Origin of the sequence: Pseudoxanthobacter sp. (assembly GCF_036822375.1) — a bacterium.
Lineage (GTDB): Bacteria > Pseudomonadota > Alphaproteobacteria > Rhizobiales > Segnochrobactraceae > Pseudoxanthobacter.
The window spans coordinates 1-26516 of record NZ_DAISHT010000028.1 but is presented as its reverse complement, the minus strand read 5'-3'; the positions used below and the strand labels follow the sequence as shown (position 1 = coordinate 26516).

Annotated in this window: 21 protein-coding genes and 1 pseudogene; 15 read left to right on the top strand and 7 right to left on the bottom strand. The window is 69.1% G+C overall.

Annotation, left to right across the window (positions count from 1 at the left end; all coding sequences use genetic code 11):
- Positions 1-172, top strand: a pseudogene (locus tag V7067_RS04995) (allophanate hydrolase); the annotation flags it as partial.
- Between the two features lie 76 nt (positions 173-248).
- Here V7067_RS04995 and V7067_RS04990 read toward each other — a convergent pair.
- Positions 249-974, bottom strand: coding sequence for a FadR/GntR family transcriptional regulator (locus V7067_RS04990; RefSeq protein WP_334174778.1), 726 nt, complete (start codon positions 972-974; stop codon positions 249-251).
- Between the two features lie 226 nt (positions 975-1200).
- Here V7067_RS04990 and V7067_RS04985 point away from each other — a divergent pair, with 226 nt between their 5' ends.
- From V7067_RS04985 to V7067_RS04935, 11 genes are all read left to right on the top strand, one after another.
- Positions 1201-2205 carry an ABC transporter permease gene (locus V7067_RS04985; protein ID WP_334174777.1) on the top strand — a complete coding sequence of 335 codons (1005 nt, stop codon included), beginning with the start codon at positions 1201-1203 and terminating at the stop codon, positions 2203-2205.
- Positions 2206-2270: 65 nt separating this feature from the next.
- Complete coding sequence (locus V7067_RS04980; protein WP_334174776.1) at positions 2271-3290, top strand: sugar ABC transporter substrate-binding protein; 1020 nt, start codon at positions 2271-2273, stop codon at positions 3288-3290.
- 102 nt (positions 3291-3392) lie between these two features.
- The gene (locus V7067_RS04975; protein WP_334174775.1) at positions 3393-5513 is read left to right on the top strand and encodes an SMP-30/gluconolactonase/LRE family protein; all 2121 of its coding nucleotides are present in this window, start codon (positions 3393-3395) and stop codon (positions 5511-5513) included.
- Positions 5510-6610: a strictosidine synthase gene (locus V7067_RS04970; protein ID WP_334174774.1), complete on the top strand. Its 1101-nt coding sequence runs from the start codon at positions 5510-5512 to the stop codon at positions 6608-6610. The genes V7067_RS04975 and V7067_RS04970 overlap by 4 nt, the downstream gene beginning before the upstream one ends.
- Complete coding sequence (locus tag V7067_RS04965; RefSeq protein ID WP_334174773.1) at positions 6607-8109, top strand: sugar ABC transporter ATP-binding protein; 1503 nt, start codon at positions 6607-6609, stop codon at positions 8107-8109. The genes V7067_RS04970 and V7067_RS04965 overlap by 4 nt, the downstream gene beginning before the upstream one ends.
- A 31-nt stretch (positions 8110-8140) precedes the next feature.
- Positions 8141-8878 carry an SDR family NAD(P)-dependent oxidoreductase gene (locus V7067_RS04960; RefSeq protein ID WP_334174780.1) on the top strand — a complete coding sequence of 246 codons (738 nt, stop codon included), beginning with the start codon at positions 8141-8143 and terminating at the stop codon, positions 8876-8878.
- 95 nt (positions 8879-8973) lie between these two features.
- The gene (locus V7067_RS04955) at positions 8974-9744 is read left to right on the top strand and encodes an SDR family NAD(P)-dependent oxidoreductase (RefSeq protein ID WP_334174772.1); all 771 of its coding nucleotides are present in this window, start codon (positions 8974-8976) and stop codon (positions 9742-9744) included.
- Between the two features lie 56 nt (positions 9745-9800).
- Entirely contained in the window at positions 9801-11990 is a 2190-nt protein-coding gene (locus V7067_RS04950; RefSeq protein ID WP_334174771.1) for a thiamine pyrophosphate-dependent enzyme, read from the top strand.
- Between the two features lie 13 nt (positions 11991-12003).
- On the top strand, positions 12004-13260 hold the full coding sequence (locus tag V7067_RS04945; protein WP_334174770.1) for a dihydrolipoamide acetyltransferase family protein: 1257 nt from the start codon (positions 12004-12006) through the stop codon (positions 13258-13260).
- A 68-nt stretch (positions 13261-13328) separates the two neighbouring features.
- Positions 13329-14789, top strand: coding sequence for an NAD-dependent succinate-semialdehyde dehydrogenase (locus V7067_RS04940; protein ID WP_334174769.1), 1461 nt, complete (start codon positions 13329-13331; stop codon positions 14787-14789).
- A gap of 158 nt (positions 14790-14947) precedes the next feature.
- Positions 14948-16222 (top strand): MFS transporter, encoded by a 1275-nt coding sequence (locus tag V7067_RS04935; protein ID WP_334174768.1) that lies wholly within the window; start codon positions 14948-14950, stop codon positions 16220-16222.
- Positions 16223-16265: 43 nt separating this feature from the next.
- Here V7067_RS04935 and V7067_RS04930 read toward each other — a convergent pair whose 3' ends face one another.
- From V7067_RS04930 to iolG, 6 genes are all read right to left on the bottom strand, one after another.
- On the bottom strand, positions 16266-17165 hold the full coding sequence (locus V7067_RS04930; protein WP_334174767.1) for a universal stress protein: 900 nt from the start codon (positions 17163-17165) through the stop codon (positions 16266-16268).
- A 310-nt stretch (positions 17166-17475) separates the two neighbouring features.
- Positions 17476-18597: a Gfo/Idh/MocA family oxidoreductase gene (locus V7067_RS04925; RefSeq protein WP_334174766.1), complete on the bottom strand. Its 1122-nt coding sequence runs from the start codon at positions 18595-18597 to the stop codon at positions 17476-17478.
- A complete protein-coding gene (locus V7067_RS04920) occupies positions 18590-19555 on the bottom strand; it encodes a hydroxyacid dehydrogenase (RefSeq protein WP_334174765.1) in 966 nt (321 codons plus the stop codon). Before V7067_RS04920 ends, V7067_RS04925 begins: the two co-directional genes overlap by 8 nt.
- Positions 19555-20376, bottom strand: coding sequence for an aldolase/citrate lyase family protein (locus V7067_RS04915; RefSeq protein WP_334174764.1), 822 nt, complete (start codon positions 20374-20376; stop codon positions 19555-19557). The genes V7067_RS04920 and V7067_RS04915 overlap by 1 nt, the downstream gene beginning before the upstream one ends.
- A 12-nt stretch (positions 20377-20388) precedes the next feature.
- On the bottom strand, positions 20389-21864 hold the full coding sequence (locus V7067_RS04910) for an NAD-dependent succinate-semialdehyde dehydrogenase (RefSeq protein ID WP_334174763.1): 1476 nt from the start codon (positions 21862-21864) through the stop codon (positions 20389-20391).
- A gap of 34 nt (positions 21865-21898) precedes the next feature.
- Positions 21899-22906 carry an inositol 2-dehydrogenase gene (gene iolG / locus V7067_RS04905; RefSeq protein ID WP_334174762.1) on the bottom strand — a complete coding sequence of 336 codons (1008 nt, stop codon included), beginning with the start codon at positions 22904-22906 and terminating at the stop codon, positions 21899-21901.
- A 198-nt stretch (positions 22907-23104) separates the two neighbouring features.
- Here iolG and iolD point away from each other — a divergent pair, with 198 nt between their 5' ends.
- The 3 genes from iolD to V7067_RS04890 all read left to right on the top strand — a co-directional run.
- Entirely contained in the window at positions 23105-24955 is a 1851-nt protein-coding gene (gene iolD, locus V7067_RS04900) for a 3D-(3,5/4)-trihydroxycyclohexane-1,2-dione acylhydrolase (decyclizing) (RefSeq protein WP_334174761.1), read from the top strand.
- A gap of 16 nt (positions 24956-24971) precedes the next feature.
- On the top strand, positions 24972-25871 hold the full coding sequence (gene iolE, locus V7067_RS04895) for a myo-inosose-2 dehydratase (RefSeq protein WP_334174779.1): 900 nt from the start codon (positions 24972-24974) through the stop codon (positions 25869-25871).
- Positions 25868-26516: SDR family oxidoreductase (locus tag V7067_RS04890; RefSeq protein ID WP_334174760.1), on the top strand; the 649-nt coding region annotated here is incomplete at its 3' end. The genes iolE and V7067_RS04890, both read left to right, overlap by 4 nt.

Here is a 26516-nt window from a genome sequence, read left to right as displayed (position 1 = left end):
CGGCGGCTACTTCATGGTCGGGACGGTGATTTCGGCCGATATGGACCACATCGGCCAGCTTCAGCCGAACCAGACGGCCCGCTTCGAGCCGGTGGACATGGAAGCCGCCCTTGCCGCCCGCGCCGCCTATCAGGCGCAGGACAGGCGCCTGCACGCGGCCTTCGGTCTCTGAACGTGTCTCCTGCGCGGGCAAAACCCGCGCAGGACCCGCCCGGCCGCGGCGCCGTCATGTTCCGGCTGCGGCGCTCTCATTCCGGCGTGCGATAGACCCGGAGCCGCTGGGCGGCATTCTTCAGGTGCGTTTCGGCGGCAATGCGTGCGGCATCCTTGTCGCCGGCGGAAATGGCCTCGAAAATCGCGCGGTGCTCGTCCTGCACCTGCCGCGTCAGGCCCTTGCGCGAGCTGTTGGTGCGCGCCTCGCGGATGACGTGGCGCACGCGGTTTTCCAGAAACGCGCCGAACGACACGAACAGATGGTTCTTGGTCGCCGCCAGAATCTCCGAGTGGAACGCCATGTCCTGCTCGATGCCGTTCTCGCCGCAGCGGATAGCCGCGTCGATGGCCTCCAGCGCGCCGTGGATGCGCTCCAGATCGGCCGGCGTGCGCCGCTCCGCCGCCAGAGAGGCCGCCGCGGCCTCGTGCGCCAGCAGGAATTCGAAGACGCGGTCGATCTCGTCGCTGTCGTTCAGTTCCGCATGGGCAAGGCGAAAGGTCAGTTCCGGAGGCGCCTCGGCCACGAAGATGCCGCGGCCCTGATAGCTCTCCAGAATCCCGTCCTGCTTCAGCGCGAAGATGGCCTCGCGGATCACCGCCCGGCTCACCCCGAAGGTCTCGCTCAGCACCACTTCCGTCGGCAGCCGCTCGCCGGGGCGGAACACGCCGCGCTGAATCTCGTCGCGCAGGATGTCGGCCACCTTGCTGGCGTAGCTGCGCGGCGGATTGAGACGCCGGTCGATGCCGGTAATGCGGCTCATGGTTGTCGGTGATCCCTCGGCTAAACCCTGCCTGCCAAGATAGTGGCGAGCCGCGATGGGATGCAAGCCAATTCACATGACAGGCAACTTGCCTACTTGTCAGACAAGATGGCTTCCTGTAAGCCTTGTTTCAAGAACAAGGGTGACCCATCGCGGTCAGGGCCGGAAAGGCCCGGCAGGCGCGGCCATGCGGCGCCGGTGCTCCCGCACACATGGGAGGCTTCTGATGCCGGAGACCCGTTCGGTCCGGGCGCGATCCGCATTGCCGCGCTTTGCCATCACGCAGGAGAGCATCGTCCTGCTGATTGCGGTGGTGTTCTTCCTCATCTTCGCCGCCGTGCTGCCGGGCTTTCTGGCGGCCGATAACCTGCTGTCGCTGCTGCAGAACGTGTCGATCCTCGGCATTCTCGGCGTGGCGATGGGCATCGTCGTCATCGGCCGCGGCATCGACCTTGCCATGGTCACCACCATGGCCATGTCCACGGCGTGGACCATCGCGCTGATGAACGCCGGTACGGCGGCACTGCCTTCGGTGCTGGCCGGGCTCGGCTTTGCGGCGGCGGTCGGCCTCATCAACGGCTTTCTGGTGGCCTATGTCGAGGTGCCGGCGATCTTCGCCACGCTGGCGATGTCGACCGTCATCTACGGTTTCGGGCGGCTCTTTCTCGTCGATCTCGACGTGCTCTACCTGCCGGCCGATGCCGGCTGGCTCCGGGCGCTGTCCGGCTCGGTTCTCGGCATTCCGCTGCCGGTGGTCTGGTTTGCCATCGTCGCGCTCGCCGCCTTCGCCTTTCTGCGCTTCACCCGCGCCGGCCGCTATATCTTCGCCATGGGCGACAACCGCGAAGCCGCCCGCATCACCGGCATTCCGGTGCGGCCGATGGCGATGCTGCAATATCTGATCTCGTCGGTCATCGCCTTTGCCGCGGGCATGATCACGGCCTCGTTGCTGGCGACCGTCAACATCCGCGTGGCGCAGTCGACCATGGTCTACGACGTCATTCTGGTCGTGGTGCTGGGCGGCATCGGCCTCAGCGGCGGGCGCGGCGGCGTGCGCAACGTCATCGTCGGCACGCTGCTCATCGGCATCCTGCTCAACGGCATGACCATTCTCGACATGTCCTTCACCGTGCAGAACCTCGTGAAGGGCGCCGTGCTGCTGCTGGCCATCATCGTCGACAGCATCGCCAACCCGCGCGACGAGCAGACCGCCCAGCAGGGCGATATCTGAGCGACCCGAATTCCGGCACTCCCACTCATAAAAACAACGGTCCTGCGCGGACCGGGAGGAAAACCATGCGCACGTTCCTGAAAGCCACGCTGGCTGCCCTGATGGTTGCCGGCCTTGCGGCCGGCAGCGCCCGCGCCGCCCAGTTCGACGACGGCCTTGCGCCGGCCTATTACGAGGCGCTGAAGGGCAAGAAGGTGGTGTTTCTGCCGCTCGCCATGAGCTTCGACCTGCCGCAGGTGTGGGCGAAGGGCATGGAAACGCAGGCCAGGCGGCTCGGCTACGACTTCTCCATCCGCGATCCCAACTGGAGCAGCGATGCCGGCGCGCAGGCGCTGACCACCCTCATCAGCGAAAAGCCCGACCTGCTCATCGTCCACAACCCCGACATGCAGGTCTATGCCCGCCTGCTCAAGCAGGCCCAGAAGGCCGGCATCCGCGTCATCCAGATCAATCTGAAGTCGGTGGCGACCACGGATGCCTATGTCGGCGTGAACTGGTACGAGGTCGGCCAGCATCAGGCGAAGATGGCCATCGAGGCCTGCAGCCCGAAGAACGGCGGCAGCGGCAAGATCGCCATCATGCAGGGCACGCCGACCAATCCCAACAACGCCATCACCATGAGCGCCATCGAAGATACGCTGGCGGACCATCCGGATATCAAGGTGGTCTCCAGCCAGTCGGCCGACTGGGATGCGACCAAGGCCCATGCGGTGGCCTCCACCGTGATCAAGCAGAACCCGGATCTGTGCGCCTATGTGGGCCTGTGGGAAGTGATGGATGCCGGCGTGGCCGCGGCCATCCGCGAGGCCGGCAAGGGCGACAGCATCCGCCTTTTCACCAACGGCGGCGGCCAGAAGCCGGCCTGCGAGGCGATCGGCAACGGCACCTTCAGCGGCTATGTCAGCTATGACGCCTTCGGCCAGGCCCGCGACCTGACGGATGCCATCGTGCAGGTCATGCAGGCCAAACTGGAGCCCGGTCAGGCGCCTTACGCGATCTATACCCCGATCCGCGACGTGACCAAGGCCAGCCTGCGGCCGAACTCCTGCTGGACCATGGAAGACGTGGCCAGCCAGCCGTTCTGATCCGATCCCGGCACTCAACCCCTCGGTTCCACGCCCGAAGGCGGCCGCCTCTCTGCGGAGGCTGCCTTCGCACGCGCCACTCCGACGACGAGTTCCCCCGACATGTCCGCTTTCGAAACTTACGCGAAGTGGCGTTATCGCCTGGTGCCGGACCATCTCCTCGGCGAGATCCTGTCGAAGAACTGGATCGACAACGCGATCCCCTTCGCCTTCCTGATCATCGTTCTTGCGCTGTTCGGCACGCTCATTCCGGGCTTCTTCAGCCTTGCGGGCTTCACGGATCTGGCGCGCCAGTTCGGCGAGGTCGCGCTGCTGTCGATCGGGCTGGCGCTGGTCATGCTCGCCGGCGGCATCGATCTCAGCATCGGTTCCACCTTCGCGCTGGCCAACTTCGCCGCGCTTGCGCTCATCAACTATCTGGAATGGCCGCTCTTTGCCGTCATCCCGGCGGTGATCGCGACCGGGGCGCTGGTCGGGCTCGTCAACGGCGTTCTGATCGGCTACCTGCGGCTGCGCGCCTTTCTGACGACGCTGGCGATGCTCATCGTCGTGCGCGCCGTGGTCGATCTGCTCATTCTCGCCTATGCCCGCAAGGTGGCGATGACGATGACGGATTCCGACGCGTGGTACTTCCTCGGCGAAGGCAGCGTGTTCGGCATCCCGGTCGATTTCGTGCTGCTCGTCGCCATTGCCGTGCTGGTTCACATCGTGCTGAGCCGCATGCGGTTCGGGTGGCATATTCTGGCGGTCGGCGGCTCGCGCCGCTCCGCCTACAATGCCGGCATCGCGGTGCGCCGCACGGTGTGCCTCACCTATGTGCTCTCCGGCATGCTGGCGGCCACCGGCGGCCTGTTCTATGCCGCCCGCCTCGGCAGCGTCGGCCCGGATACCGGCATCGGCCTTGAGGTGACGGTGCTGACCGCCGTGGTGCTCGGCGGCGTCAGCCTCGGCGGCGGGCGCGGCTCGGTGTTCAAGGCGGTGATCGGCACGGTCATCGTGCTCATCGTCACCAACAGCCTGATCCGCCTCAACATGCCGAGCGGTTCCACGCCGCTGGTGCTGGGCCTGCTGCTGCTGCTGGCGGTGGCCGTCGATATCCGCTGGCTGAAGAACCGCCACAAGCTGCTGTCCCGCGTCTATGTCTCGCCGACCTGGTTTGCGCTGCCGGAGGCCCCGGAAACCGCCGCCGGCTCGGCCTCGCCCTATGCCGTCAACGACCGGTTCCGCGATGTCGGGGCCATCGGCCTCGGCGAGCTGGACGGGCCGGAAGACATGATCTTCGACAGCGCCGGCCATCTCTATACCGGCGGCCGGCAGGGCGACATCGTGCGCTTCTTCGCCCCCGACTACACCCGCTCGGAAGTGTTCGTTCACCTCGGCGGCTTCCCGCTCGGCCTTGCCTTCGATGCCAGCGACAACCTGCATGCCTGCGTGGCCGGCATGGGGCTCTACATGGTAACGCCGGAGCGCGAGATCCGCTGTCTTTCCGACGAGACCAACCGCAGCCTGTTCTCCATCATCGACGACAGCCGCATCCGCATGGCCGACGATCTCGACATCGCCGCCGACGGCCGGGTGTTCTTCTCCGAAGCGACCATCCGCTACGGCGTTTCCGACTGGGCGGTCGATGCGCTGGAGGCGCGCGGCAACGGGCGCATCATCGTCCACGATCCGAAGACCGGTTCCACCCGCACGGTGCTGACAGGCCGCGTGTTCCCCAACGGCATCTGCATGGTGGACGACGGCCAGTCCCTGCTTTTTGCAGAAACCTGGGCCTGCCGCATCAGCCGCTTCTGGTTCGACGGCCCGCGCAAGGGGCAGGTCGAGCCGGTGGTGGAAGATCTGCCGGGCTATCCCGACAACATCAACCGCGCGTCCGACGGCACCTTCTGGGTGGCGCTGGCCGGCATGCGCTCGCCCGCCTTCGACCTCAGCCTCCGGATGCCGGCCTTCCGCCGCCGCATGGCCCAGCGCGTGGCCATGGATGAGTGGCTCTACCCCAACCTCAACACCGGCTGCGTGCTGAAGCTGACGCTGGACGGCCGGGTGACGGAATCGCTGTGGGATCTCGGCGGCCATTCGCACCCGCAGATCACCTCGATCCGCGAGCACAAAGGCTGGCTCTATCTCGGCGGCATCAACAACAACCGCATCGGCCGCTACCGCCTGCCGGACGCGGACCCGAACTGGACGAGCCAGCAGGCTTACTGGGGGCGCGCATGATCTCCGTCCTGAAAAAGGCCCTCGATACCGTTCTCGGCGCCGGCGAGGCCGCCGTCACGGTGCCGCCGCTGGACGGCGCCTTCCAGCCCAACACCGCGCTGGAGGCCGCCGCCGCGCTGGCCGCGCTGCCCGCGCCCGACAATCTCGTGCGGGAAGGCGACCGCATCCTGCTGTCCTGCGGCGCGGATGTGCTGGCGTGGACAGGCGAAGGCACGCAGCCCGTGGCCCGCTTTTCCGCCCCGGTCAGCGCGCTTGCCGCCGACGACCGCGCCGGCCTCGCCGTGGCGCTGGCGGGGCAGGGCCTCGTGCTGCAGCGCGCGGGGGCCCCGGAGCGCACCGTTGCGGCAACCGCCTTTGCCGGCGCCGGCTGCATCACCGCCATGGCGTTTGCGCCGGACGGCGGGCTGATCGTGACCTGCGGCTCCCGGCGCCACGGGCCGGACGACTGGGCCCGCAATCTGCTGGAACGCGCCTGCGACGGCGCGGTATGGCGCATCGATCCGGCGAGCGGGGAGGCCCGGCGCATCGCCGGCGGCCTCGGCTGGCCGGCCGGCCTGCTGGTGGGCGACGACGGCACCGTGGTGGTGTCGGAGGCGTGGCGGCACCGGCTCGTCGCCCTGCCGGCGGCAGGCGGGGCACCGAAGGTGCTGGCGGACAATCTGCCCGCCTATCCCGGCCGCCTCGTGCGGCAGGGCGCGGAAATCTGGCTGTGCTGCTTTGCCCCGCGCAGTCAGCTCATGGAATTCGTGCTGCGCGAGAAGACCTTCCGCACCCGCATGGTGGCCGAGGTGCCGGCGGCGTTCTGGGTGGCCCCGGCGCTGGCCTCCGGCCGCAGCTTCCGCGAGCCGCTGCAGGGCGGGGCGGTGAAGCAGCTCGGCGTGCTGAAGCCATGGGCGCCGACGCGCTCCTATGGTCTGCTGGTGTGTCTCGATACCGATTTCCACCCGCGCCGCAGCTTCCACAGCCGTGCAGACGGCAGCCGCCACGGCATCACCAGTGTGCTGCCGGCCGGCGACGGTGTGCTTGTGACATCCAGAGGCGGTGACGTGCTGCTGCGGCTGGCCGCCGCGACGACCCGCGCGGAGGACGCCCGATGACCACGCCCCTGATCGAGATGCGCGCGGTTTCCAAGGACTATCGCGGCGTCTATGCGGTGAAGAACGTCGACTTCGCCCTCTATGAGGGCGAGACCCACGCCCTGCTCGGCGAGAACGGCGCGGGAAAATCCACCCTGACGAAGATGATCGCCGGGGTGACATCGCGCTCGGCCGGCGAAATCCGCCTCGATGGCACGGTGGTGGACTTTCAGGCCCCGGCAGAAGCCCTGAAGCACGGCATCGCCATGGTGTTTCAGGAAACCAGCCTCGTGCCGTCGATGACGGTGGCGCAGAACCTCTATCTTGGCGAGGAAAAGCTCTTCAACCGCCTGCGCGGACTTTATATCGCGGCCCAGCAGTTCCTGTCGTCGCTGAACTTCAACGTCGATCCGTGGGCCACCGTCTCGGGCCTCGGTGCCGCGCAGAAGCAGCTTGTCGAGATTGCCCGCGCGGTGCGCCAGAACGCCCGCGTCATCATCTTCGACGAACCGACGGCAACGCTGACGCCGGAGGAGAAGCACTATTTCTTCTCGCTCATCGACCGGCTGAAGAAGCGGGGCGTGTCCATCGTCTTCATCAGCCACGCGCTGGAAGAGGCGCTGGCGATCTCCGACCGCATCACCATCCTGCGCGACGGCGAACTCGTGGCGTCCGACGTGACGGCGAAGTTCGACCGCGACAGCATCATTGCCGCCATGGTCGGGCGCAGCCTTTCCGACGAGCTGTTCTATCACAAGCGCACCGATGCCGATGCCCGCCGCCCGGGGCCGAAGGTGCTGAGCGTGGAGAACCTCTCCATGGGCGCGATGGTGCGCAACAACTCGTTCTCGCTCTATGCCGGGCAGGTGACGGGCCTGTTCGGCCTGATCGGCTCGGGCCGCACCGAGACGGCGAAGATCATCGCCGGTGTGCTGAAGCGCAACATCTTCCACGGCGGCGAACTGCGCTTCATGGGGCGCTCGGTGCGCTATCGCCAGCCGCACCGGGCGGTGATGGACGGCATCGTCTATGTCACCGAGGACCGCAAGGCGGAGGGCTTCTTCGAGCAGATGTCCATCGCCGAGAATATCTACATGGGCCACATCGTCACCGACCCGCCGGCCGGCGGCATCGTTAGCCGCGGCGCACAGCGCCGGGTGACGGAGGAATGGTCGCGCCTGCTGCAGATCCGCGCCATCAACCCCAACGCCCGCATCGTGGAGCTTTCCGGCGGCAATCAGCAGAAGGTGGTGATCGCCAAGTCGCTGACGCAGAAACCGCGCCTCGTCATTTTCGACGAGCCGACACGCGGTGTCGATGTCGGTGCCATCGCTGAGATTCATAAGGTAATTCAGGGTCTTGCCGACAGCGGCATCGCCGTTCTGGTGATTTCTTCCTATCTGCCGGAGATCCTCGTGCTCTCCGACCGCATTCTGGTCAGCCGGCTGGGGCGGGTGGTGGAGGAGTTCTCGCCCGGCGAGGCGAGCGAGAAGAAGATCATGTACGCGGCCGTTCACTGACGGTGCGGCAGGGGAGGCGACGACCATGACAGTGCGCTTTGACTTCACCGGCCGCACCCTCGTGCTCACAGGGGCGAACGGCGGTATCGGACGGGCCATCGCCCGGCTGTTCCACGGTGCCGGTGCCCGGCTGGTGCTGACCGATCTCGACGGGGCGGCGCTCGGCGCCTTTGCCGGGGAACTGGGCGACGGCGACCGGGTGGCCTGGCTTGCCGCCGATGCCGGCGACGCGGCGGACGCCGCCGCGACGGTCGCCTGCGCGGCCGGCCGGTTCGGGGCCATCGATTTTCTCGTGCCGGCGGCGGGCATCTACCAGCTCGTCGCCTTTGCCGACATGACCGCCGCCGACTGGCAGCGCACCGTCGGCATCAATCTCGACGGTGTGTTCCATCTGGTGCACGGCGCCCTGCCGCATCTGGCGGAAGGCTCGGCGGTGGTGAACCTCACCTCCATGGCGGCCTACCGCGGCGGCTACAGCAACGCGCACTATTCCGCCACCAAGGGCGCGCTGGTGTCGCTGACGCGCAGTCTGGCCCGCGAACTGGCACCGAAGACGCGCGTCAACGCCGTTGCGCCGGGCATCATCGAGACGCCGATGACCCGGGGCTACATCGCCCGCCGGGGCGGAGACACGGTGGCGGAAACCCCGCTCGGCCGCTTCGGCACGCCGGAAGAGGTCGCCTCGGTGGTGGCCTTCCTGTGCTCGCCCGCCGCCGGCTTCATCAATGGCGAGACCGTGCAGGTCAACGGCGGGCTCTACATGGCCTGACGGCCCCGGCGGTTCTCTGCGCAACGGGCCCCGGCGGGGCCGTTCTTCCCCTTCCGGCCGGTCGCTTCGCACCGGCCTGCAACTGAGCTTGTCAGATGAGCAGGCAACTTCACTTTCCCATTCTTGAAGGGCGTCGCGCGCTGATCACCGGGGCCGGACGCGGGCTGGGGGCGGCGATCGCCGCCGGCCTCGCCGCCCACGGCGCCCGCGTCACGCTGGTCGATCTTGATGCCGGCAACGCCGGGCAGACGGCGGCGGCCCTGCGGGAGCAGGGCTTTGCGGCCGAGAGCTTCGGTCTTGACGTGAGCGACCGCGCCGCTGTCGGCGCCTTTGCCGCGGAAGATGCGGCCCGGCACGGCGGGCTCGACATTCTGGTGAACAACGCCGGCGTCGCCGGACGGGCCGCTTTCGGCACCGGGGACGCGCCGGCGGTGTGGGATCGCATCATCGCCGTCAATCTGGAGGGGGCGTTCAACGTGTCCCATGCCTTCGTGCCGGCGCTGAAGGCGGCGCGCGGCAACGTGGTGCACCTGTGCTCGGTGGCGGGCTTCGTCGCCGGGGCCTCCACCGCCGGCTATGTCGTCTCCAAGGGCGCCATCCGCTCGCTGACGCAGGTGATGGCGCGCGACCTCGCCGCCGACGGCATCCGCGTCAATGCCGTGGCGCCGGGCATCATGATGTCGGAAATGGCCACGGCCCAGCTCGCCCGGCCGGGCGGCGTCGACTGGTTCCTGAACCGCGTGCCGATGAAGCGCATCGGCGAGGCGGACGAGATCGTCGGCCCCGTCGCGTTCCTCGCCTCGCCCATGGCGAGCTACATCACCGGCGTCGTGCTGCCGGTCGATGGCGGCTTCCTCGCCGCCTGACCTCCCCTTTTCCCCGCTTCCGGGTGCAACGCCGCCCGACAGTTCGGAGACCCCGGATGCCCGACTTCACCGACCTGACCCCGCTCAGCCCCTGGCGCGACCTGCGCGTGACCGAGGCCGACCGGTCGGCCCTCGATCCCGTTCTCGGCGCCACCATGCTGGTGCAGATGCACCTCATCCGGGCCTTCGAGGAAAAGGTGCTGGACCTTGCCGCGCAGGGGCTGGTGCACGGCCCCGCGCATTCGGCCATCGGGCAGGAGGCCGGCGCCGTCGGCTCGGCGCTGGCCATGAAGCCGGGCGACGAGGTCAACGGGTCGCACCGGGCCCACCATCAGTTCCTCGCCAGGGCGATGGTGCACATCGCGCCGGGCGGCATCGATCCGCAGGCCGCCTTCGGGGCCGACCTGCGCGCGCTCGCCCGCCGCACGCTGGCCGAGATCATGGGGCTGGCCGAGGGCTTCTGCCACGGCCGCGGCGGTTCGATGCATCTGCGCTGGAAGGAGGCCGGCAATCTCGGCACCAACGCCATCGTCGGCGGCGGCGTGCCGATGGCCGCCGGCGCGGCGTGGGCCCATCGCCACGCCGGCACCGACAATGTCGTCTACACCTACTTCGGCGACGGGGCGACCAACATCGGCTCGGTGCTGGAGACGATGAACATTGCCGCGGCATGGAAGCTGCCGGTCTGCTTCTTCATCGAAAACAACCGCTATGCGGTTTCCACCCACATCGACGAGGTGACGGCGGAGCCGCGGCTTTCCGCGCGCGGGGCGGCGTTCGGCATCCCCGCCCTGCGGGTCGACGGCATGGATGCGCTGGCGGTGTATCTGGCCTGCGAGGAGGCAAACCGCATCATGCGGTCCGGCCGCGGTCCGGTGGTCATCGAGGCGGATGTCTATCGCTATTTTCACCAGAACGGCGCCCTGCCGGGCAGCGCCTTCGGCTATCGCAGCAAGGCGGAGGAGGCGGCGTGGCGCAGCCGCGATCCGCTGGAGGCGATGGCGCGCACGCTCGCCGAACGCCAGCTTCTGGGCGAGGACGCGGCGGCGGCCCTGCGCGCGCGCTGCGTGGCGCTGATGGAGGAGACCGCCGGCAGCCTGATCGAGGAGGTCGACGGCCGCAGGCGGGTGGTGCCGGCCTTGTGGCCGGACGAGACGTTCCGCGATTTCGGCATCCGCGGCGACCTGTCGGAATTCGCCGGCCAGCGGTTTGCCGAACAGGAAACCTTTACCGGCCGCCTTGCGGAGGCCCGCTTCGTCGACACGGTGGCCGACGTGATGACGCGGCGCATGGAGCAGGACCCGCGCATCGTCGTGCTGGGTGAGGATGTGCATCGCCTCAAGGGCGGCACCAACGGCGCCACCCGGGGGCTCGCCGGGCTTTTCCCCGACCGGGTGCTGGGCACGCCGATCAGCGAGAACGCCTTCACCGGCCTTGCCGCCGGCATGGCGGCCGACGGCCGGGTACGCCCGGTGATCGAGTTCATGTATCCCGACTTCATGTGGGTGGCAGCCGATCAGGTCTTCAACCAGATCGGCAAGGCGCGGCATATGTTCGGCGGCGACAGCGACATGCCGCTGGTGCTGCGCACCAAGGTGGCCATGGGCACCGGCTATGGCTCGCAGCACTCCATGGACCCCGCCGGCCTGTTCGCCACGGCGCCGGGCTGGCGCATCGTCGCGCCTTCCACGCCGTTCGACTATGTCGGCCTGATGAACGCGGCGCTGCTGTGCCGCGATCCGGTGCTGGTCATCGAGCACGTCGATCTCTACGCCTCCCGGGGCGCGGCCCCGGCGGACGACTTCGACTATTTCATTCCGCTCGGCAAGGCGAAGGTCGTGCGCCCCGGCACGCGCGCCACGGTGCTGACCTATCTGGCCATGGTGGCGAAGACGGCGGCGGTGGTTGAGGAAATGGGGCTCGACGTGGAAATCGTCGACCTGCGCAGCCTCGACCGTGCCGGCATCGACTGGGACACCATCGAGGCGTCGGTGAAGAAGACCGGCAACGTGCTCATCGTCGAGCAGGGCGTTTCCGGCACCTCCTATGGCGGCTGGCTGGCCGACGAAATCCAGCGCCGCCTGTTCGACTGGCTCGACCAGCCGGTGCAGCGGGTGCACGGCGCGGAGGCCTCGCCCAGCATCTCGCGGGTGCTGGAAGCCGCCGCCTGCGCCCGCCCGCAGGATATCGAGGCCGGTCTGCGCGCGGTCATGGCCGCGCAGGGCCGGCCGCTGGCCGCCGGCTGAAGGGGAGGGGTGCATGGCAACCGGGATCGTGCTGCCCGCGCTTTCGGCGGGCATGGAAACAGGCACCATTGCCCGCTGGCTGAAGGCCGAGGGCGATGCGGTGGCGGCCGGCGAAGCGCTGGCCGAGGTGGAAACCGACAAGGCCACGCTGGAAATCGAGGCGCCCTCAGCCGGCCGCCTCGGGCGCATTGTGGTGCCCGCCGGGCAGAGCGTGCCGGTGGGGCAGACGATTGCCGTGCTGCTGGCGGAAGGCGAGGCCGCCCCTGCCGGAGCTGTGCCGCCCCCCCGGCCGGCGGCCGAAAGCCCGCCGGCGGCCGTCGCAGCAGCAGCACCGGCCCCGGCTGCCGCGGTCCCGGCCGGAGCGGCCCCCCGCCACCGCGCCTCGCCGCTGGCAAGGCGGCTGGCGGCACAGGCCGGGCTCGACCTTGCCGGGCTCTCCGGGTCCGGCCCGCGCGGCCGCATCGTGCGCATCGATATCGAGCGGGCACGGGCGGCGGCCGCCGCCGCGGTGCCGGCTGCAGAGACCGTGCCGGCCGCGGCGCCGCCTGTTTCTGCCCCGTCCGGCCGTCTGCCGCCGCTCCCCGGCGCATACGAGACGCTGCCGCACTCATCCATGCGCCGCACCATCGCGCGGCGGCTCTCCGAGGCCAAGGCCACCATTCCGCACTTCTATCTCGATGCCGAAGCGGACATGGAGGCGCTGCTTGTTCTGCGGACCCGCTGCAACGAAGGGCGGGCGCCGGGCGAACGGCTGTCCATCAACGATTTCGTGCTGAAGGCCGCCGCCGTGGCTCTGCGCCGCGTGCCCGATATGCGCGTGATCTGGACGGCGGATGCCCTGCTGCGCCCGGCGGCCGTGGATATCTGCGTTGCCGTGGCAGTTGACGGCGGGCTCGTCACGCCCGTCGTGCGCGATGCCGATACGAAGAGCCTCGGCGCCCTGTCGGCAGAGGTGAAGGCGCTGTCGCAGAAGGCGCGCGACGGCCGCCTGAAGCCGGCCGATTATGAGGGCGGCTGCTTCTCGCTCTCCAATCTCGGCATGTATGGCGTGCCGTCGTTTACGGCGATCATCAACCCGCCGCAGAGCGGCATTCTGGCGGTGGGCGCGGTGGTGCGGCGGCCGGTGGTGCGGGGCGAGGCCATCGTGCCGGCGCCGGTGATGCACTGCACGCTTTCCGTCGACCACCGCGCCGTGGACGGCGCGGCCGGCGCCGCCTGGCTGGCCGCCTTTCGAGAGGGGCTTGAAAATCCGCTCGGCCTTCTGGTCTGAGCCGCACGCCCCGCTATCCCCCGCCATGAAGGACATCCCGGACCAGGATCCGGGCAGGAGGCATCGTCATGCTTGAAGACCCGACACTGCTGCGCGAGGCCTGCCCCGTCGGCGGGCGGTGGATCGAGGCCGCGGACCGGCCGGAGGCGGCCGTGATCGCGGTGCGGAACCCTTCCACCGGCGCGCTCGTGGGCCGTGTGCCGCGGCTCGGCCGGGCGGAGACGGAAGAGGCCATTGCCGCCGCCGCCGTCGCGCAGAAGGAATGGGCGGCCCGCACCGCGAAGGAGCGGGCGGAGGTGCTGCGGCGCTGGTTCGATCTGGTCATGGCGGCCCGCGCCGATCTCGGCCGCATCCTGACGCTGGAGCAGGGCAAGCCGCTGGCCGAGGCCACGGGCGAGATCGTCTACGGCGCGAGCTTCATCGAGTGGTTCGCCGAGGAAGCCCGCCGCGTTTATGGCGAGATGACGCCCGGCCACCAGCGCGACAAGCGCATTCTTGTCATGAAGCAGCCGGTGGGGGTGGTGGCGGCCATCACGCCGTGGAATTTTCCCAACGCCATGATCACCCGCAAGGCTGCGCCGGCCTTTGCCGCCGGCTGCGCCATGGTGCTGAAGCCGGCCTCGCAGACGCCGTTCTCGGCCATCGCGCTCGCGGTTCTGGCGGAGCGGGCCGGGCTGCCGGCCGGGCTCTTCAGCGTCGTCACCGGCCCGGCCGGCGACATCGGCGCCGCGCTGACGCAGAGCGACGTGGTGCGCAAGCTCACCTTCACCGGCTCCACCGAAATCGGCGCCGCGCTTTATGGCCAGTGCGCGCCGACCATCAAGAAACTGTCGCTGGAACTGGGCGGCAATGCCCCCTTCATCGTGTTCGACGATGCCGACCTCGATGCCGCGGTGGAAGGCGCGCTGATCGCCAAGTTCCGCAACAACGGCCAGACCTGCGTGTGCGCCAACCGGCTCTATGTGCAGGCCGGCGTCTATGAGGCCTTCGCCGCAAAGCTGGTGGCGGCGGTGGAGCGGCTGAAAACCGGCGACGGCCTTGAGCCCGGCGTGACGCTGGGACCGCTGATCGACGCGGCGGCGGTTGCCAAGGTGGAGGCCCACGTTGCCGATGCCCTCGCCGGCGGCGCGCGGGTGCTGACCGGGGGCGGCCGCCATGCGATGGGCGGCACGTTCTATGCGCCGACCGTGCTGGCCGACGTGCCGGAGACGGCCCTGATCGCGCGGGAGGAAACCTTCGGCCCGGTCGCGCCGCTGTTCCGCTTCGGGAACGAGGCCGATGTGATCCGCCTTGCCAACGCCACGGAATTCGGCCTTGCGGCCTATTTTTATGCCGCCGACCTGACCCGGGTGTTCCGGGTGGCGGAGGCGCTGGAATATGGCATGGTCGGTGTCAATACCGGGCTCATTTCCACGGCCGAGGCGCCGTTCGGCGGCGTCAAGCACTCCGGTCTCGGCCGCGAGGGCTCGCGCCACGGCATCGAAGACTATCTGGAGATGAAATATGTCTGCCTCGGCGGCATCCGCTGAGCGGCCGGGCCGGGGCTGACCGCGGCCGGCCGGCCGCGGACCGTTGGACGGCCGCCGGCCCGCACGCTATACCGGCAGCCGGCCTGCGCGCCGTCGCCCGTGTCTGCGGGGCGCGCGCCCGGCCGGCCATCCCGCCATCGCTCCGAAGATCGCCCGCCATGACCGCTCCCTCCGCCGATGCCGGCACCGCCGGCCGCCACGACCCGTTGCTGCCGGGCGGGGGGGCGGCCCGCAGGCCGGTGTGGATCCGGCGCGGCAGCCGCGATTACCGGCGCGCCGGTATCGCGCTGTTTCTGGCCGGCTTCGCCAGCTTTTCGCTGATCTACTGCGTGCAGCCGCTGCTGCCGGTGTTTGCCGACAGTTTCGGTGTCAGCCCGGCGGAAAGCTCGCTGGCGCTTTCGCTGACGACGGGCCTGCTGGCCTTCTCCATTCTGCTGGCCGGCGCATTCTCGCAGGCGCTCGGCCGGCGCGGGCTGATGTTCAGCTCCATGGCGCTGGCGGCGCTGCTCAACATTTTCGCCGCGGTGGTGCCGCACTGGCACGGCCTGCTGGCCGCCCGGGCGCTGGAAGGGCTGGTGCTGGGTGGCGTGCCGGCCGTGGCGATGGCCTATCTGGCCGAGGAGATCGAGCCGTCCCACCTCGGCCGCACCATGGGGCTCTATGTCGGCGGAACCGCGTTCGGCGGCATGATGGGCCGGGTCGGCATGGGGCTGATGACGGAAATCGCCTCTTGGCGGGTGGCGATGGGCCTGCAGGGGGCGCTTTGTCTGGCGGCTGTCGCCGGCTTTCTGTGGCTGCTGCCGCCGTCGCGCAATTTCGTGGCGCGGCCCGGGTTCGACGTGGGCTTTCACCTGCGTGCGTGGGGCGATTGCCTGCGCCGGCCGGTGCTGCTGCGGCTCTATGCGACCGGCTTCCTGCTGATGGGGCTGTTCGTAACGCTGTTCAACTATGCCACCTTCCGTCTTTCCGGCGCGCCCTACGGGCTCGGGCAGACGGCGGTCAGCCTCATTTTCCTGTCCTACGGCTTCGGCATCGTGTCGTCGTCGCTGGCCGGCAGCCTTGCCGACCGGCTCGGGCGCCGGCCGCTGATCGCCGCCGCCTTCCTGCTGATGGCGGCCGGCGTGGCGCTGACGCTGTCGGCCGGGCTGGCGGTCATCATCGCCGGCATTGCGCTGGTCACGACCGGGTTCTTCATCGGCCATTCGGTGGCAAGCAGTTCGGTCGGGCGGCTCGCCGGCCCCTTCAAGGGCCATGCCGCCTCGCTCTATCTGCTGTTCTATTATCTCGGGGCCAGTATCGTCGGCTCGGCCGGCGGCTGGTTCTGGCAGCACGGCGGCTGGCCGGCCGTGGTGATGCTGTGCCTTACCGCCGCGGCAACCGGCATCGGCCTGACGTTGCTGGCGCAGATGAAGGACGGCCGGCCGGGCCGCTGAGCGGCGGCCCGGCCGGCCCCGTCCGTCGCGTGCGTGCGGGCCTTCAGGCCGCCGCGCCCGGTTCGCGCACCACCAGAACGTCGCACGGCATCGTGGCGAGGATGTCCTTCGCGGTGCTGCCGAGGAACAGGTCGTAGAGTGCGCCGCGGCCGTGGGTGCCGACCACGACCAGATCGACCCCGCGGTCGCGCACATACTGGTGGATGAGGTCGCTCGGGCGTCCGTTCTCCATCAGCAGGTTGAAGTTGGAGAGGTTCTGCTCGCCGATGCCGGCGTCGGCCAGAAAGCCGAGGCACTCGCTGGCGGCCGCCTTGCGATAATCCTCCTGCGGGGCGGCGAAATCGCCGGCAAGCGCCGGGGCGGGGGCGGCGTAGGCGTGGAAGATGCTGAGCCGGCGGTCCGGGAAAAAGCCCATCGCCACCTGCAGCGCGGCCCGCGAGCAGCCGGAAAAGTCGGTCGCCACCAGAATGTTGCGGTAGCCGGCCTGCGCCCGCCGGCGCACCACCAGAAACGGCACCTGCGCCCGGGTCAGCAGCGCATCCACCGTGGCGCCAAGGCCGAAGCGGCCGAAGGTTTCGTCGCGCGCAAGGCCGGTGACGATCAGTTCGCAACGCCGCTGGCGGGCGGTGCGCAGGATGAGTTCGGCCGGCTCGGCCCGTTCCACCACGGCCTCGATATCCGGGCCGGCGTGCAGCATGTCCTGCCGCAGCTGCCGCTCGGCCAGCGCCGCGGCGTCCGGCCCGCGCCGCCACGAGGGCAGCCGCCGTTCCAGTTCGTCGGCATAGAATTCGTCGCTGCCCTCCAGCGCGTGGACGGCGATCAGTTCTGCCTTCCAGGCGGTGGCAAGCGCGGTGGCGCGGTCGAGCGCGCGGTCGCAGCGGGCGCTGAGGTCGGTGGCAAGCAGAATGCGCCGCGGCGGACGGCTGGGCAGGGGGGCTGTCATGATGCTGTTCTTCCTCCCGGGCGGGGCTTGTTGCCCCGCTCTGTCATTCTTTTCGCAGCCGGTCGTTCTTTTCGGTGCCGGCCTGCCGCCATTCTCACCTGAGAAAGCCGGCCCTTCTATCGAAAAAGGTCCGGTGGCTGCTGAAAAGCGCAATGATCGGGATCAAGATTGGAAGAAGCGCAGAAAGGGCCGGCGTAATATTGCAGCGCAGCAGGTTCATTTCTGCGCTGCACCTCAAAGCAAAAAGAAACCGCCGGTCCGGCTCTGCACACAGGGCAGCACCGGCACCGGCGGTTGCGCACCGGGGACTTCAGCCGATGTCGAGCCAGCTCCGCGCCCGGGAGGATGCGTGGATCGTTTCGACAAGCTGCTGGATGCGAAGGCCGGCGCGGAAGTTGAAGGGTTCGGGGCCAAGGCCGGCAATGGCGTCCATGTAGCCGGCGATCTCGATGGCCTTGAGGTCGTTGAAGCCGAGCTGGTGGCCGGGTGCCACGCAGAAGCGGCCATAGGGAACGTGCTGCGGCCCGGCCTCGATGCGGCGGAAGCCCTGCCGGCCCGGCGGATCGTCGCTGCTGTAGAGATGCAGTTCGTTGAAGCGCTCCTGCGAGAAGACGAGCGCGCCCTTTTCGCCGTAGATCTCGAAGTCGTGCTGCATCTTGCGGCCGGTGGCGATCCAGTTCGCCTCCAGCGAGCCGCTGGCGCCGCCGGCAAAGCGCAGGAAGGCGCGGCCCACGTCGTCCACCGCAACCGGCCGGGTGCCGCCGCGGCCGTCCGGCCGTTCGGCGATGACGGTGACACAATCGCCCATGACGGCGCTGACCGGACCCAGCAGATATTCGGCGGTTGCCAGCGCGTGGCTGCCGATGTCGGCCATCGCCCCGCCGCCGGCGGGATCGTGGCGGAAGGTGAACGGGCCGGCGGGGTCGCGCATATAGTCTTCGGCGTGGACGCCGCGATAGGTTCTGACGGCGCCGATCTCACCGGAAGCGATGATCTCGCGGGCCAGCTTCAGCATGGGATTGCAGAGATAATTGAAGCCGACCTGCGTGCGCACGCCGGCTTTCTCGGCCGCTTCCGCCATGGCGAGCGCGTCGGCGGCCAGCGGGGCGAGCGGCTTTTCGCAATAGACGTGCTTGCCGGCGGCAATGGCCGCCAGCGCCATTTCGCGGTGCAGGGCGTTGGGGGCGGTGATGTCGATGACATCGATATCCGGGTCGGCGATCAGGGTGCGCCAGTCGCCGCTCCAGTGCCGGAAGCCGAAGGCGGCGGCGGCCTGCGCGGCGGCCTCGTCGCTGACATCGGCCACGGTGTGCAGGCACAGGCAGAACGGCAGGTCGAACACCTTGGCGGCACTGGCAAAGCCGAAAGTGTGGGTCTTGCCCATGAAGCCGGTGCCGATCAGGCCGATATTGAGCTGCTTCTTCTCAGGCATGGAGGGTCTCGCGGTTCACCACCAGCGCATCGTCGAGCTGGCCGGCAAAGAAATCGATCACGTTCTGCACGCTCATCACCGACATGCGCTCGGCGCATTCGGCATTGAGGCCGGCGATGTGGGGCGAAAGAACCACCTGCGGAAAGCCCAGCAGGGGATGGCCGGCAGGCGGCGGCTCGGCATCGAACACGTCGAGCCCGGCGGCGCCGACCTGCCCCGTGGCCAGCGCCTCTGCCAGCGCCTGTTCGTCGACCACGCCGCCGCGGGCGGTGTTGACGAGGAGTGCGCCGCGTTTCAGCACCGCCAGTTCCGCCCGCCCCAGCACCGGCTTTTCGGCCCGCGGCACGTTGACGGAAACCGCATCGGCCCGGGCCAGCGCCGCCATCAGGTCGGTGGCCGGGGCAACCGGCCCGTCCGGCCAGCCGGCGCGCAGCAGCCACGGGTCGAAGGCCTCGATCGTCATGCCGAAGCCGGCTGCCATGCGCGCAAGATGGCGGCCGATGCGGCCATAACCGATGATGAGCAGGCGCTTGCCGGAGATCTCGCGGGCCTCCAGCCGGTCGCGCCAGCCCCAGCCCGCGGGGCTGCGCACGGCGCGGTCGGCGATGATGGCGCGTTTGGCGGCGGCCAGCAGCAGCATCATGGCGTGCTCGGCCACCGCCACGGAATTGACGTCGCCGACGATGGCAAGAGCGATGCGCCGGGCATCGAGGGCGGCGAGGTCGACGGCGTCATAACCGACGCCGTGGCGGGAGACGATGCGCAGCCGGCCGGCCTGCGCGACGGTCGGCGCCGACAGCGGCTGGGTGCGGATGACGAGGGCATCCGCCCGGCCGATGAGCGGGGCATAGGAGGCCTCCGACACCTCCTCCACATAATCGTGGGTGAAGCCTTTGGCGGCGGAGAGCAGGTCCATGCCGGAGGGATGCAGCCGGCCGGCAACGAGAACGTGGGGCATCAGTAGCCTCCTTTCGCGGCAGCGGCGGCCGGGGCGGCGGCGGGCGTGTCGGTGAGCCGGCGGAAGGCGGCGACAGACGCTGCGGCGGCACCGGCCAGAAGGCGCGAGTCGCCGGAAACGGTGGTCAGGTCGAAGCCCCAGCCGACGGCGCGGGCGGCATAATCCGGCGTGCCGCAATGCAGGCCGGCCCGCAGGCCGTTGGCCTTGCAGGCGGCGAGGATGCGGCGGATGATGGCGATCATCTCGTCTTCCTCGCGGTCGAAGCCGGGCGGCAGGCGGCCCTGCGCCACGCCGAGGGTGAGGTCGGCGGGGCCGATATAGAGCCCGTCGAGACCGGGGGTGGCGGCGATCTCGTCGAGATTGGCGACCGCCTCGGCGGTTTCGATCATGGCGAAGGCCAGCACCTCGCCGTTGGCTTCGCCGGCATAGTTGGCGCCGGCGGCAAAGCTCACCCGCGTCGGGCCGAACGAGCGCTGGCCCAGCGGCGGATAACGCATGCAGCTGACGAATTCCGCGGCCTCGCGGGCATTGTTGATCATCGGGCAGATGACGCCGTAGGCGCCCGCATCGAGCACCTTCATGATGATGCCGGGCTCGCGCCAGGGCACGCGGGCCATCGGCACCACGCCCGAGGCCCGCATGGCCTGAAACATCGGCAGCACCGCGGAATAATCGAGCGCGCCGTGCTGGGCGTCGATGGTGATGGAATCGTAGCCCTGCGCCGCCATGATCTCGGCGGTGAAGGCATTGCCGATGGACAGCCAGCCGTTCAGGGCCGGCCGGCCCGCAGCCCAGATTTGCTTCAGCCTGTTGGGTAACATCGGGCGGCTCCTTCAGAACACGATCTGGGCGAGACGGGTGTCGAGATAGTCGGCCAGGCCTTCGCTGCCGCCCTCGCGCCCCATGCCGGAAAAGCCGGTGCCGCCGAACGGCGCTTCGGAGGCGGCCATGGCAAACGAGTTGATGCCGACCATGCCGGCGCGGAGCCCCGCCACCAGCCGCCGGGCGCGTGCCGGCGAGCGGGTAAAGCCATAAGCCGACAGGCCCATGGGCGAGGCATTGGCCCGCGCCAGCACTTCGTCTTCGTCGGAAAAGCGCGCGATGGCGGCGACGGGGCCGAAATTCTCGTCGGCGAACACCGCCATGTCGTCGCTGACGCCGGTCAGAACCGTCGGTTCATAGAAGTGGCCGGCCTTGAAACCGCTGGCCCGGCGCCCGCCGGTGACCACCGTTGCCCCGGCCGCGGCGGCCGTGTCCACGATGGCGGCAATCTCCTGCAGCCGCGCGGCGCTGATGAGCGGGCCGACATCGACGCCCGGATCGAGCCCGTCGCCGAGTTTCAGGGCTTTCGCCCGCGCCGCGAAGCCTTCCACGAAGGCATCGTGCAGGCTGTCGTGGATGAAGAAGCGGTCCGGCGTGACGCAGACCTGCCCGCAATTGGCGAACTTGGTCGGCACGCTGAGGGCGAGGGCCTGCTCAAGGTCGGCGTCGTCGAACACGATCAGCGGCGCGTTGCCGCCCAGCTCCATCGAGACCTTTTTCACCGTGTCGGCGGCATCGCGGATCATCTGCTGGCCGACGCGGGTGGAACCGGTGAGCGAGACCTTGCGCACCCGGGGATCGGCCATGACCGGCGCATAGGTATCGGCCGTGGCCCCGGTGACGAGGCCGACGACGCCATCCGGCAGGTTGCCGGCGCGGATGCAGTCGACCATTACCATGGCAACGCCGGGTGTCTGTCCGGAGGGGCGCAGCACCACCGCGCAGCCGGCGGCCAGCGCCGGGGCCAGCTTGCGGGCCGGCAGGGCGGCGGGGAAGTTCCACGCCGTGAACGCGCCGACGATGCCGACCGGCGGGTGCGAAACCTCGAAACGGCCGCCGGGCACGCGGCTTTCGATCAGCCGGCCGTAGATGCGGCGCGCTTCCTCGGCATACCAGCGGAACTGGTCGCAGGCGAGGCTCCACTCGCGCCGCGCCTGAGCCAGCGGTTTGCCGGTTTCCAGCGTGATCATGGTGGCGCCGTCTTCCGTGCGGCGCACCATTTCGTCGGCAATCCGGTGCAGGGCATCGGCGCGGGTGAAGGCCGGGGTCTGCGACCACGCCTCAAGGCCGCGGGCGGCGGCATCGAGGGCGGCCTGCGTGTCGCCGCGGCCGGCCACCGGCGCAAGGCCGAGGGGGCGTTCGCTGACGGGACTGGCAACGGCGGCCACGGTACCGGCTGCGGCCGGCTGCCACCGGCCGTCGATGAAGAGGCCGTAGGGCCTGTAGATGTCGCTGCCCGCGGGCGCGGGGGAGAGCGTGTCGGACATGTCTGGATATCCCGGCAAGGGTCGCGGCCGCGGTTCAGCCGATTTCGCTCACGGCCACGGTGCGGCCTTCGGCAACGGAGCGCAGCGCGGCCTCCGCCAGCACGAGCGCGGCGCGGCCGTCGGCAAAGCCCACGTCCGGCGCCCGGCCCGTGGTGACGGCCGTCACGAACGCGCCGATCTCGGCGGCAAACGCCTCGCGGTAACGCTCGATGAAGAAGTTCTGCAGCGGCGCGGCCCGGGCGGTGAACTCGGCCCGGCTCAGCACCATGCGGTGCGCGGGATGGTTTTCGGAGATGGCAAGCCCGCCGTCGCCATGGGCCTCGACGCGCTGGTCATAGCCATAGGCGGCCTTGCGGGCGTTGTTGATGATGGCCTGCCGGCCGCTGGCTGTGCGCAGCACGACGGTGACGGTGTCGTAGTCGCCGAGCTTTTCCATCAGCGCCGGTTCCAGCAGGCGGCTGCCGGTGGCCCAGACCTCGGTCACCTCCTCGCCCAGCACGAAGCGCGCCATGTCGAAATCGTGAATCGTCATGTCGCGGAAGATGCCGCCGGAGGCTTCCAGATAGGCAACCGGTGCAAGCCCGGGATCGCGCGAGGTGACGATGACCTGATGCAGATTGCCGAGATCGCCGGCCGCGACCGCGTCGCGCACCGCCCGGTGGCCGGCATCGAAACGGCGCACGAAGCCCAGCATGACCGGCAGCTGCGTGCCGGCGATCTTCGCCGCGCAGGCATCGACACGGGCGAGATCGAGATCGATCGGCTTTTCGCACAGTACCGGCTTGCCGGCGGCGATGCAGGCTTCGATCAGGTCGGCGTGGGTGGGGGTGGAGGAGGCGATCAGCACCGCATCGACGGCCGGGTCGGCGAGCACGGCTTCAACCGAATCGCAGACGCGCACGCCGAGCAGCGCACCGACCTCGTCGGCGGCCGGGCGGTGCACGTCGAACACGCCCGCCACGCGCGCGGCCGGGTGCGCGGCAATGTTGGCAGCGTGCATGCGGCCAATGCGGCCACAGCCCAGAACGGCAATCGAAAGCATCGGGTTTCCTTCCCTTCGGCACCGGCTTGCCGCCGGCTTCTGGCGCGTTCAGGGGCGGGTGTTCGCTCGGCCCCTGTTTTTTGCAATGATCGTTGCAGGACTGTTGCATTGTCAATATGCATTTCGTAATCTCGCTTCCGACAGCAAATTCCGACGGGCGCAAAGTCCGCGGCAGAACCCCAACGGGGAGGAAACAGGATGTCCGGCCCGACCGTGCGTCTGACGATGGCTCAGGCGCTGGTGCGCTATCTGTGCAACCAGTTCACGCTGATCGATGGTGAGCGCGTGCCGCTTTTTGCGGGTGTCTTCGCCATTTTCGGCCATGGCAACGTGACGTGCCTTTCCGAGGCGCTGGAGCAGGTGCAGGATGTTCTGCCCACCTGGCGCGGGCAGAACGAGCAGTCGATGGCGCTGGCCGCCATCGGCTTTGCCAAGGCCAGGAAACGCCGCCAGATCATGGTCGCGGCGGCCTCCATCGGGCCGGGCGCGGCCAACATGGTGACGGCGGCGGGCGTGGCCCACGCCAACCGCCTGCCGGTGCTGCTGCTGGCCGGCGATACCTTCGCCAACCGCGTGCCCGACCCGGTGCTGCAGCAGGTCGAGCACTTCAATGATCCCACAATAACGGTCAACGATGCCTTCCGCGCGGTGACGCGCTACTGGGATCGCATCGTGCTGCCGGAACAGATCCTCTCGTCGCTGCCGCAGGCGGTGGCGGCGATGCTGGACCCGGCCGATTGCGGCCCCGCCTTCATCGGGCTGGCGCAGGACACGCAGGAGCGTGCGTTCGACTATCCGCTCGCCTTCTTCGAGCCGGTGCTGTGGCGCATTCCGCGTCCGCGCCCGGATCGCGGCGCGCTGGCGGAGGCCGCCGGCCTGCTGAAGGCGGCCAGGCGGCCGCTGATCATTTCCGGCGGCGGCGTGCGCTATTCCGGTGCCGCCGGCGCACTGGCGGATTTTGCCGCCCGGCGCGGCATTCCGGTCAGCGAGACCATCGCCGGCAAGGGGGCGCTGACCCACGAGCATCCGGTTCATGTCGGCCCGGTCGGCATTCTGGGGTCCACCTCCGCCAATGCGCTGGCAGCGGAAGCGGATGTGATCCTCGCCATCGGCACGCGGCTGCAGGATTTCACCACCGGCTCGTGGACCGCGTTTTCGCGCGATGCGAAGTTCATCTCCGTCAACACCGCGCGCTACGACGCCACCAAGCACCGGGCGCTGGCCGTGGTGGGCGATGCGCTGGAGACTATTGGCGAACTCGACGCCGCACTCGGCGACTGGGCGGCCGACCCGGCGCTGATGGCAAAGGGCAAGGCGCTGTTTGCCGACTGGAACCGGCTGCTCGACCAGCACCAGACGGCAGACAACGCGCCGGTGCCGACCTATGCGCAGGTGGTGGGGGTGCTGAACCGGGCGGCTTCGCCCGACGATGTGCTGATTGCCGCCGCCGGCGGCACGCCGGGCGAGGTGACGAAGGGCTGGCGGGTGAAGAACCCCGATACCTTCGACTGCGAATTCGGCTTCTCGTGCATGGGCTACGAGATCCCCGCCGGCTGGGGCGCGGCCATGGCCCTCGGCGGCCGCGGCACGCCGATCGTGATGATCGGCGACGGCACCTACATGATGATGAATTCCGACATCTACTCGTCCGTTCTGACCGGGCACAAGATGATCGTCGTCGTGTGCGACAACGGCGGCTATGCGGTGATCAACCGCCTGCAGCAGGCCAAGGGCGTGCCGGGCTTCAACAACCTGCTGGCCGACTGCCGGGTGAAGGATGCCTTCAGCGTCGACTTCGTCCGCCATGCGGAGGCCATGGGCGCGCTCGGCCGCCGTGCCGAGAGCCTGGCCGATCTGGAAGCCGCCCTCGACTGGGCGCAGACCACCGACCGCACCACCGTCATTTCCATCGTGTCCGACGCACACGCCTGGGTGCCGGGCGATGCGGACTGGGATGTCGGCGTGCCGGAAGTTTCCGTGCTTGAGAGTGTGAAGGCCGCCCGGCGGGCGCAGGAGAAGATCCGCGAACAGCAGCGGATCGGAGTTTAATCCCATGACAGAAAAACTGACGGCCCGTCTCGGCATCGCGCCGATTGCATGGTCGAACGACGACCTGCCGGAACTGGGCGGCGAGACGACGCTGGAGACCTGCCTTTCGCAGGCCCGCGCGGCCGGCTTCACCGGCATTGAGACCGGCGGCAAGTTTCCGAAGGATGCCGCGGTGCTGGGCCCCGTGCTGCAGGCCCACGACATCCGCCTGTGCGGCGGCTGGTATTGCGGCACGCTGCTGGAAGGCGACATCGCGGCGGAGAAGGACCGTATCGCCGCGCAGATGGCGCTGTTCAAAGCCATGGGCGCGCCGTGCATCGTCTATGGCGAATGGTCCGGTACCATCCAGAACATCCGCACGGCGCCGCTCGCCACCAAGACGCGGCTCGACGAGGATCAGATCGCCGTTTACGGCCGCAAGCTGACGGCCTTCGGCGAGTGGTGCAGCGAACAGGGCATGCCCATCGCCTATCACCACCACATGGCGGCGGTGATCGAGACGGAACCGGAACTCGATCTCCTGATGAAGCACTCCGGTCCCGGACTGCCGTTGCTCTACGATGCCGGCCACATGGCGTTTGCCGGCGGCGACGTGATGCGGGTGATCGACAACCACCATGCCCGCATTTCCCACGTCCACACCAAGGATGTCCGCCGCAAGGTGATCGATGCTCTGGACCGCAGCCGCGAGAGCTTCCTCGACGCGGTTCTGAAGGGGGCCTTCACCGTGCCCGGCGACGGCGATCTGGATTTCGGCGCCATCGTGCAGCGGCTCGCCGCTTACGGCTATCAGGGCTGGTTCGTGGTGGAGGCCGAGCAGGACCCGGCGGTCAGCCCGCCGGACGAGATGGCCCGCATCGGGCATGAGGAACTGATCCGCGTCATGGCTGCGGCCGGCTACGAGGTAATCCCATGAATAATAAGACCCTGAACAGTCCGGCAGCGCCTGTCGCCGCCAACCGCGTGGACGGCAAGATCTGCATCGTGACCGGCGGCACGCAGGGCCTTGGCGCGGCCATCGCCCGCCGTCTGGCGGCTTCCGGGGCCGGCGGCATCGTCACCTGCGGCCGCTCTGCGGCAAAGGGCGAGGCCGTTGCCGCAGAGATTGCCGCGGAAACCGGCGTGCCGGTGGTGTTCGTTGCCGCCGATCTCGCCAGCGTGGCCGACTGCCGCGCTATCGTGGCCGCGGCCGACCGTCGTTTCGGCCGGGTCGACGTGCTGGTCAATGCCGCGGGCCTCACCGACCGCGGCACCATCCTGACCACCGACGAGGCGCTGTTCGATGCCATGTTCGCCGTCAATGTGCGGGCGCCGTTCTTCCTGATGCAGGAGGCGGTTGCCCGCATGATCCGCGACGGCACCGAGGGCCGCATCATCAATATCGGCTCGATGTCGGCGGAGTCCGGCCAGCCGTTCATCGCGCCCTATTGTGCCTCCAAGGGCGCGCTGGCCACGCTGACGCGCAACACCGGCTTTGCGCTGATGCGCAACCACATCCATGTCAATCAGCTCAACATCGGCTGGATGGCGTCGGACGGCGAAGACCGCATCCAGCGCACCT

Bases quoted from the DNA above. Each gene is read 5' to 3' on its own strand.
- V7067_RS04980 (WP_334174776.1), top strand. From the start codon at position 2,271: ATGCGCACGTTCCTGAAAGCCACGCTGGCTGCCCTGATGGTTGCCGGC.
- V7067_RS04920 (WP_334174765.1), bottom strand. From the start codon at position 19,555: ATGCCCCACGTTCTCGTTGCCGGCCGGCTGCATCCCTCCGGCATGGAC.
- iolG (WP_334174762.1), bottom strand. From the start codon at position 22,906: ATGCTTTCGATTGCCGTTCTGGGCTGTGGCCGCATTGGCCGCATGCAC.
- V7067_RS04935 (WP_334174768.1), top strand. From the start codon at position 14,948: ATGACCGCTCCCTCCGCCGATGCCGGCACCGCCGGCCGCCACGACCCG.
- V7067_RS04975 (WP_334174775.1), top strand. From the start codon at position 3,393: ATGTCCGCTTTCGAAACTTACGCGAAGTGGCGTTATCGCCTGGTGCCG.
- V7067_RS04965 (WP_334174773.1), top strand. From the start codon at position 6,607: ATGACCACGCCCCTGATCGAGATGCGCGCGGTTTCCAAGGACTATCGC.
- iolD (WP_334174761.1), top strand. From the start codon at position 23,105: ATGTCCGGCCCGACCGTGCGTCTGACGATGGCTCAGGCGCTGGTGCGC.
- V7067_RS04970 (WP_334174774.1), top strand. From the start codon at position 5,510: ATGATCTCCGTCCTGAAAAAGGCCCTCGATACCGTTCTCGGCGCCGGC.
- V7067_RS04990 (WP_334174778.1), bottom strand. From the start codon at position 974: ATGAGCCGCATTACCGGCATCGACCGGCGTCTCAATCCGCCGCGCAGC.
- V7067_RS04915 (WP_334174764.1), bottom strand. From the start codon at position 20,376: ATGTTACCCAACAGGCTGAAGCAAATCTGGGCTGCGGGCCGGCCGGCC.
- V7067_RS04950 (WP_334174771.1), top strand. From the start codon at position 9,801: ATGCCCGACTTCACCGACCTGACCCCGCTCAGCCCCTGGCGCGACCTG.
- V7067_RS04930 (WP_334174767.1), bottom strand. From the start codon at position 17,165: ATGACAGCCCCCCTGCCCAGCCGTCCGCCGCGGCGCATTCTGCTTGCC.
- V7067_RS04940 (WP_334174769.1), top strand. From the start codon at position 13,329: ATGCTTGAAGACCCGACACTGCTGCGCGAGGCCTGCCCCGTCGGCGGG.
- V7067_RS04945 (WP_334174770.1), top strand. From the start codon at position 12,004: ATGGCAACCGGGATCGTGCTGCCCGCGCTTTCGGCGGGCATGGAAACA.
- V7067_RS04925 (WP_334174766.1), bottom strand. From the start codon at position 18,597: ATGCCTGAGAAGAAGCAGCTCAATATCGGCCTGATCGGCACCGGCTTC.
- V7067_RS04910 (WP_334174763.1), bottom strand. From the start codon at position 21,864: ATGTCCGACACGCTCTCCCCCGCGCCCGCGGGCAGCGACATCTACAGG.
- V7067_RS04985 (WP_334174777.1), top strand. From the start codon at position 1,201: ATGCCGGAGACCCGTTCGGTCCGGGCGCGATCCGCATTGCCGCGCTTT.
- V7067_RS04955 (WP_334174772.1), top strand. From the start codon at position 8,974: ATGAGCAGGCAACTTCACTTTCCCATTCTTGAAGGGCGTCGCGCGCTG.